The organism is Streptomyces sp. NPDC060027, from assembly GCF_042737005.1.
Classification (GTDB): domain Bacteria; phylum Actinomycetota; class Actinomycetes; order Streptomycetales; family Streptomycetaceae; genus Streptomyces.
The window spans coordinates 66,095-73,456 of sequence record NZ_JBHWVI010000018.1; the positions used below are offsets into that span (position 1 = coordinate 66,095).

5 protein-coding genes are annotated in these 7,362 nt (G+C 71.3%); 2 read left to right on the top strand and 3 right to left on the bottom strand.

What is annotated here, in order from left to right; genetic code table 11:
• Positions 1-118: 118 nt before the first annotated feature.
• Positions 119-1,852, bottom strand: coding sequence for a hypothetical protein (locus ACFWBT_RS07450; RefSeq protein WP_385697051.1), 1,734 nt, complete (start codon positions 1,850-1,852; stop codon positions 119-121).
• Positions 1,853-2,152: 300 nt separating this feature from the next.
• Here ACFWBT_RS07450 and ACFWBT_RS07455 point away from each other — a divergent pair, with 300 nt between their 5' ends.
• Positions 2,153-3,547 carry a PhoX family protein gene (locus ACFWBT_RS07455; protein ID WP_385697053.1) on the top strand — a complete coding sequence of 465 codons (1,395 nt, stop codon included), beginning with the start codon at positions 2,153-2,155 and terminating at the stop codon, positions 3,545-3,547.
• Between the two features lie 79 nt (positions 3,548-3,626).
• Here ACFWBT_RS07455 and ACFWBT_RS07460 read toward each other — a convergent pair whose 3' ends face one another.
• The gene (locus tag ACFWBT_RS07460) at positions 3,627-4,364 is read right to left on the bottom strand and encodes a YoaK family protein (RefSeq protein ID WP_385697055.1); all 738 of its coding nucleotides are present in this window, start codon (positions 4,362-4,364) and stop codon (positions 3,627-3,629) included.
• 236 nt (positions 4,365-4,600) lie between these two features.
• On the opposite strand from ACFWBT_RS07460, the gene ACFWBT_RS07465 reads away from it, so the two are divergent.
• A complete protein-coding gene (locus ACFWBT_RS07465; RefSeq protein WP_385697057.1) occupies positions 4,601-5,026 on the top strand; it encodes a hypothetical protein in 426 nt (141 codons plus the stop codon).
• Positions 5,027-5,087: 61 nt separating this feature from the next.
• On the opposite strand, the gene ACFWBT_RS07470 is transcribed toward ACFWBT_RS07465, so the two are convergent.
• On the bottom strand, positions 5,088-6,911 hold the full coding sequence (locus ACFWBT_RS07470; protein ID WP_385697059.1) for an FAD-binding dehydrogenase: 1,824 nt from the start codon (positions 6,909-6,911) through the stop codon (positions 5,088-5,090).
• Positions 6,912-7,362: the final 451 nt, after the last annotated feature.

The window sequence follows — 7,362 nt, forward strand, 5'->3', positions numbered from 1 at the left end:
GTCAGCCGGACCGGCTGCGCTCAGCGTCGGGCTGCCGGTCGGGCAACGGTGCCGGGGACGGCTCCGCGCCGACACCCACATGTCCAACATCGAGGGCTCCCGCACGGGGCGGCCCGCGTCAGCCGGAGTTGTAGCCCCATCGAGCCCGGCCGTCCCTGCCCATGAAGCACTTCGCGGGTCGCCCGTCGGCAGTGGTCGCCACGGCGCCCACGGGAGAGCAGTACTGCCCGAACCGGATGCCGGACTGAGCACCGGTGCCGCCGGTGGTTCCGCCCGAGGTCCCGGACGAGCCGCCCGTGGAACCGCCACCGCTGGTGCCACCTGCGGACGAGCCACCTGACGAACCACCCGACGTGCCACCCGACGTGCCACCTGTGGAGGTGGAGCCGCTCGTGCCCCCGGTGCGCGGCTGCGGTTTCGGCTCCGGGACGGGCTTCGGCTTCGGTTTGGGTTTGGGTTCGGGCTTCGGCGTGGGCTTCGGGCTGGGCTTGGTGCACGGAACTCCGGGACCGATCAGCCAGAGGCCGGGCCGGGTGGGCAGCGAAACCTCGCGGTCGGGTTCCGGCTGCTGGCGGCACACCCGCCAGTCGTCCACGTCGGGCGATCCTCCGTCCATGCGCTGCCCCGTGTGGGCGTGCCAGGCGGCCGGGTGCTCGAGGCCCAGGTCACCGAGGCGACGTGAGGCCTCGTCGAACCGCTCGCCGACGAGGTCCGGCATGACGATCCGTCGCGGGGCGAGCAGCCGCGTCGGGCACGCCTCCTTGTCGGGGACCGCGTAGAGCGTCAGCGCGCGTGCGGACGGCCGAACCTTCTCGGCGTGAGAGGGCGACTGGAAGCAGACCCGCCAGCCGGGCGCCGAGGCCGGCACCGGGCGGAGGGACGAGGAGGCATCGGCCGTCGTCACCGTCTGCCAAGACTGGCGTCGTGCGTCCGCGACGGCCGAGGTGAGGGCCGCTCCCTTGAAGTCCGGCACGACGACGGAGTGGTCGGCCCCGGCCCGGGCGGGTGTCTCGTGTCCCGCGTTCCAGGCGGCGGAGACCATCGCTGCCGCGACCAGGGAGGCGAGGACGGGGCGTCTGCGGACCCATGCCGCCAGACGTGCCCTGCCACGGGGGCGCAGGGCGGAGTCGGCAGGCAGGAGTTCACCCGACGCGGCGAGGAGTTCCCCCTTCGGGTCGAGCCGGGACCCGTGAAGCTTGTACACCTTGCCGCCGACGACGATCACGGCGGAGTCGAGGATGCCGGACTCGCGGCGGAGGATGGCCACCGGTTCGGGCACCCGGCTCGCCTTGGGCGCTATCAGGTTGCGGACAAGGACGAGTCCGTTCCCGGTGAGCGCGGCGTAGCCCCAGCCGCAATGGTAGAGAGACCGTACGGATTCGCCCGGTTCGAGCTCCGCGAGCAGCGCCTTCTTGTGGTCGTCGGGCAACGAGATCCGCTCGCCGGCGACGACCGCGGCCAGGCGCGGATCAGCGGCGGGCCAGCCGGACAGCGTCGGTCCGGTCCCCTGCAGGAGTTCGCCTGACCCGTCGATCCGCGACCCCCACAGGGTGATCGCCAGCCCGTTCACGGACACGTCCACGCGGGACGCGCCGCCGTAGGCGGGGCGCAGAATCACCAGAGGCGTCGCGACGCGCGAGGGCGACTCTCCGTTCAGGAGAATGAGCGCGCGCTCGGTGAGCGCGGCGTATCCCAGTCCTTGGTGATAGAGGGCCAGCACCCTCTCCCCGGGCCGAAGGGTACGGAGGAGTGCCTCGGCCCTGCGGAACGGAAGGGGGACGACCTCGCGGGCGGCCACCTCGGCGGTGCGCGGGTCGTCACCTAGTAGACGCTGCGAAGCGGTTGGGGACATACGCGGAGAATAGCCGCTGTCGATCTTCGGCAGAAACAGTGCTCCGTGAACCGATGCACGGCTGTGACCTGCACAGATGATGTCACCCTGGCTCCATCTCCGCAATCGCGGCAGCAGTCGCCGATGCCGCGCGGGGAAGTCGGCGCTCCCCGCCGGACCGGGTCACGGGAGCGGCGCCACCTCCCGCGCGAAACCCCAGCGACAGGAGTGACACGTACGGCGTGCGTGGTTCCGGCGAACTCCCCCGCGTGCTAGACACAGCTGGGTCACAGTCCTGTCCGCCAGCAGGAGGGTTGTCCCATGCCCGAAAACAGCCAGTCCACGACGCGGCGTCAGATGATCGCCCGGACCGCGGCGTTAGGCGGCTCCCTCGCGTTCGCGGGAAATCTCTCCGAACTGTTCGCGGGCACCGCCGCCGCGCAGAGCCTCGGCCACCGTGGCTACGGCCCCCTGGTCCCCGACCCGAAGGGACTGCTCGACCTCCCGAAGGGCTTTCGCTACCGCGTCCTCTCGCGCGAGGGCGACCGGCTCCGCTCCGGCGAGGGCCTGGTGCCCAGCAACCACGACGGCATGGCCGCCTTCGCGGGGCGTTCCCGGGACGGCCGCGGACGCGTCCACCTGGTCCGCAATCACGAGAACCGGGTCACCGCGGCGATCCCGGTCCCGACCGTCGAGGGCCTCACCTACGACCCGATGGGCAAGGGCGGTTGTACGTCCCTGGCGCTCGACCGGCAGGGGAATGTCCTCTCGGAACGCGTCGCCGTCGCCGGTACGGCCGTCAACTGCGCCGGTGGGCCCACGCCTTGGGGCACCTGGCTCACCTGCGAGGAGACCGAGGACAGGGCCGGCACCAACGGCTACACCAAGGACCACGGCTTCATCTTCGAGGTCGACCCGGTGGACCCGCACCGCACCGGAGCCGTTCCGCTCACCGCCCTGGGGCGCTTCCAGCACGAGGCGATCGCCGTCGACCCGGGGCGGGGAGTGGTGTACGAGACCGAGGACGCGTTCCTGTCGCCCTTCGGCCTCTTCTACCGCTTCCTGCCCAACAGACCTCAGGGCGGGACGGGTTCACTGCGCGCGGGCGGCCGGCTCCAGGCGATGCGCGTCCCCGGCGTGGCGGACCTCTCCGCCGTCCAGGAGACCGGCACGGCCTTCCATGGCATCGAGTGGGTGGATGTCCCGGATCCCCTGGCGGCCCAAACCCCGGTCCGTCTCCAGGACTTCGGCCCGAAGGGCATCACGCACGGGCAGAAGCTGGAGGGCTGCTACTGGGGCGGCGGTTGCGTGTATTTCGTCTCCTCCTTCGCCCGCAGCGCCGACGGATCCTCGGCCGACCACTACGGCCAGGTCTGGCGGTACGACCCGTCGGCTCGCCGCCTCACGCTCGTGATCGTCTTCGGCCCCGGCACCGACGTCCAGCTCCCCGGCGAGTCCCCCGACAACATCTGCCTCGCCCCGGGTGGCGGCCTGATGGTCTGTGAGGACGGCAACGGCGCTCAGCACGTCTTCGGGGTGACACGGCGTGGAGAGGTGTACGCCCTGGCGCGCGGCGCCCAGAACATCGGCACGCCACAGGCTCCGGAATGGGGCGAGTTCGCGGGCGTCACCTTCTCCCCGGACGGCGGCACGATGTACGTGAACTGCTACACGCCCGGGACGACGTTCGCGGTGACGGGCCCCTGGCGCGGCTAGGTTCCGTCCGTGGAAACGGCAACCGCCCCGCGTCGGGTGCGTGGCACCGTCGCGGGGCGGGGCTGTCCGGGAAGGGAGTTCAGCCGATGAGCTCCGGCACGAGCAGGTGATACCGCGCCAGGAGCACGTTGAGTGCGGCGACGATCAGGACCGCGGCCGCGATGGCGAGCAGCGCGTGCCCCGTCCCCCACGGCGTGATGAGCGTGCCGAGTGCGCCGCCCGCGAAGATGCCGGCGACGGTCGCGACGAGCCGCACCCGGACCGCCCCCCGTTGCGGGGTGGCGGGAATGGCCCCGGTGAGGCCGTGGATGAGGCGGACCAGGGACACCTGGACCAGCAGCGTGGGCATGCCGGGAACAGCGGCGCGCAGGGCGGTGTCCGCGCGCAGGCCCATGGCGAAGCCGACCATGGCGATGACCAGGTTGTCCGGGTCGTCGGCGAGTGAGCCGGAACCGTTCCGCCACAGCGCTGTCGCACCCGCGAGCGCCAGGAGTACCCCTTCCACGGCCAGGGCGGCCGCGAACCAGTGCCGGTGGCGTGCGACGAGTCCGCTGGTGGCCAGGGCTCCGGCCGCGGCCCCCAGGACGAAGGCGATCAGGGCGATCGCGGGGCGCGCCACCGGCACCTGTCCTTCGCCCGCGACGGCGAAGGACAGGAAGAGCAGGTTGCCCGTGGCCAGCGCGGTGAAGACATGCCCCATGGTCAGGAAGCTGACCGCGTCGACCGCGCCCGCCAGGACGGTGAGGGTCGCCATGACGACGGTCTGCTGGCGTTCGCGTCGTTCCGCCGACGGCGGGGGTCCGGATTCTTCACTCATGAGGTCAGTCTCGTGAACGCCGAGTCCCCGACGGCGGTCTCCGGGCCGACACGCGCCGACCATGCCGCCAATGGACGGTGCTGCGCAGTTCCCGTCGACGTGCCGCCCTGTCCACATGCGCTGGGCCCGCGCTTCGGCCGTGGCGTCGGATGAGCTGAGCGGTGTCCGGCCCACTGTCAGTGCCGTCTCCTAGGCTGCTCGCCGAACGATCGACGAGTCGAGGGGAAAGGCACCGCATGGGCGGCGACTGCTGGACACACACGGGCCCCTACGAGCCGGACCTGGCGGCCGCGTTCCGCCGGGCCCAGGAGGAGCAACTGTCCGAGGACGACCACGGCTTCCCCGGCCGGACGGTGGAAGCACTGTGGCAGGACCCTGAGTGGCACGAGTACATCTTCACCGGTGGTACGGGCACGGTTCTGGACCAGCCCGAACTGATCGACGCCACCGACCACTCCAACGACGGCCCGTACATGCGGCCCCTGACCGACGACGAGATACGGGCTTTCGCCCCTGACGGACGCCCGACCTTCGCCGAGTGGGACGGTGCCCTGGACTCCGGTCCATTGGAGTTCCCCGATCGGGCGCAGGGCAGGTGCACGGTGCTGTACACGGACGGTGAGCCGACGCACATGGGCTACTGGGGAGTGACAGCGGACTAGCGTGCCGGGTGTGCGCGCAGGCGGGGAGGTCCGGTTGCCCGGTCCTCCCCGGCGCGCGCCGTCAGGTCGCGGTGGCGGCCGCCGCCGCGCGTCCTGCCTGCCGGCCGGAGAACAGGCAGCCGCCCAGGAAGGTGCCTTCCAGGGAGCGGTAGCCGTGAACGCCGCCGCCGCCGAACCCGGCGACCTCGCCGGCCGCGTACAGGCCGGGGACCGGGCTGCCGGACGCGTTCAGGACGCGGCCCGAGAGGTCGGTCTGGAGCCCGCCGAGGGTTTTGCGCGTGAGGATGTTGAGTCGTACGGCGATGAGCGGCCCGGCACCGGAATCCAGGATCTTGTGGGCGGGAGCCGTGCGGCTGAGCGAATCCCCGGTATAGGCGAGCGCGTTGCGGATCCCCATGACCTGGACGTCCTTGGTGTACGGGTTGTCCATCTCGCGGTCACGGGCTTCGACCTGCCGCTGGAGATCGGCGCGGTCGATGAGGTTGTCGCCGGTGAGCTTGTTCATCCCGGTGACGAGGTCGGCGAGCGTGGTGGCGACCACGAAGTCGACGCCGTTCTTCTTGAACTTCTCTATCGGCTCCGGGCTCTGCCAGATCCGGGAGAGCAGTTTCCATACGTCCTTGTTGGTGAGGTCGGGGTTCTGTTCCGACCCGGAGAGCGCGAACTCCTTGGCGATGATCTTCTGCGTGGTGACGAACCACGAGTAGTCGTAGCCGGAGTCCGTGATCGACTTGAGGGTGTGCAGGGTGTCGTAGCCCGGGATGTCGGGACTGCCGAAGCGGCGGCCCCTGGCGTCGAACCACATCGACGACGGGCCGGGCAGGATGCGGATACCGTGGCCGGGCCAGATCGGGTCGTAGTTGCGCAGCCCCTCGGTGTAGTGCCACATCCGGTCCGGGTTCACGATCCGTCCGCCGGCCTTCTCGGTGATCGCCAGCATCCGGCCGTCCACGTGCGCGGGCACCCCGGTGATCATGGACTTCGGCGGAGTGCCGAGGCGGGCGGGCCAGTTCTGCCGTACGAGGTCATGGTTGGCGCCGATGCCCCCGGAGGTGACGACCACGACCGGGGCGCGCAGCTCGAAGTCACCGATGACAGTGCGGGAGCTGGGCTTTCCGCGGGCCGCGCCGCTGGGTTCCAGCACCGCGCCGCGTACGCCTGTGACGACACCGCCGGTCGTCACGATCCCGTCGACCCGGTGCCGGAACTTGAAGGTGACCTTGCCCCCGGCCACCGCGGCACGCACCTTCTTCTCGAACGGCTCGACCACCGCCGGGCCGGTGCCCCAGGTGACGTGGAAGCGGGGCACCGAGTTGCCGTGCCCGTCCGCCAGCCCGCCGCCCCGCTCGGCCCAGCCGACGATCGGGAACCACTGCACGCCCAGCCCGGACAGCCACGACCGCTTCTCCCCTGCGGCGAAGTCCACATACGCCTCCGCCCACTTGTACGCCCAGTGGTCCTGGCCCGCCGGGTCACCGACGCCCCGGTCGAAACCGGCGCTGCCGAGCCAGTCCTGCCAGGCGAGTTCGCGGGAGTCCTTGATCCCCATGAGTCGCTGCTCGTCGGAGTCGACGAAGAAGAGTCCACCGAAGGACCAGAACGCCTGACCGCCCAGACTGGCTTCCGGTTCCTGGTCGAGGAGGAGCACCTTGCGTCCGGCCGCGGCGAGTTCGGCGGTGGCGACCAGTCCGGCGAGCCCGTGGCCGACGACGATCGCGTCCGCGTCCTCGGACGCGGCACCGAAGGCGGGAAAGGCCTGGGCGCCGAGCGCGGCTCCGGCGATCACCCCGCCGGTGACGGTGAGGGCGCGGCGGCGAGTGATGCCGGCGCCCGTCTCCGCGTCGTTCCCGTGACGTGGTGCGGAGTTGTCTCTGGAGTTCTCCATGGCTGCCTTTCGTCAAGAGGTGCCGGAGGGAAGGGAGATACGTGCGCAGAGTGCCGAGGCGCCATGGTGTTACTGATGGGTTACCGGCAGGTGTTACCGACGGTAGCTCATGAGGTCCGCGTTCCAACAGACCTTGTAATCAAGGGAGTTGAGACGGGTTCGAGCCCGGCATCCGAAACCGTGCCGGGCGGCCCGCTGCACGCGGTGGAGCGGGTGCGCCGCCGACGCCGCGTCTTGCCCGGAGCCGGTCCGGCCGCTCCCGACAGGTGCGGCACCGGACGGCTCAGACACGCGCCATCGCGTACGGCCCGGCACGACCGGCGGGCCGGCGGGACGGCGCCACCTTCACGCCGTCGCCGGGCCACCTTTGGGCCCGCCTTCGCGCCGCCGGCGGCCCGCCTTCGCGCCGCCGCCGGGCCGCCTTCGCGCCCTCGCCGGGCCGCCATTCGCC

Bases quoted from the DNA above. Each gene is read 5' to 3' on its own strand.
- ACFWBT_RS07450 (WP_385697051.1), bottom strand. From the start codon at position 1,852: ATGTCCCCAACCGCTTCGCAGCGTCTACTAGGTGACGACCCGCGCACC.
- ACFWBT_RS07455 (WP_385697053.1), top strand. From the start codon at position 2,153: ATGCCCGAAAACAGCCAGTCCACGACGCGGCGTCAGATGATCGCCCGG.
- ACFWBT_RS07460 (WP_385697055.1), bottom strand. From the start codon at position 4,364: ATGAGTGAAGAATCCGGACCCCCGCCGTCGGCGGAACGACGCGAACGC.
- ACFWBT_RS07465 (WP_385697057.1), top strand. From the start codon at position 4,601: ATGGGCGGCGACTGCTGGACACACACGGGCCCCTACGAGCCGGACCTG.
- ACFWBT_RS07470 (WP_385697059.1), bottom strand. From the start codon at position 6,911: ATGGAGAACTCCAGAGACAACTCCGCACCACGTCACGGGAACGACGCG.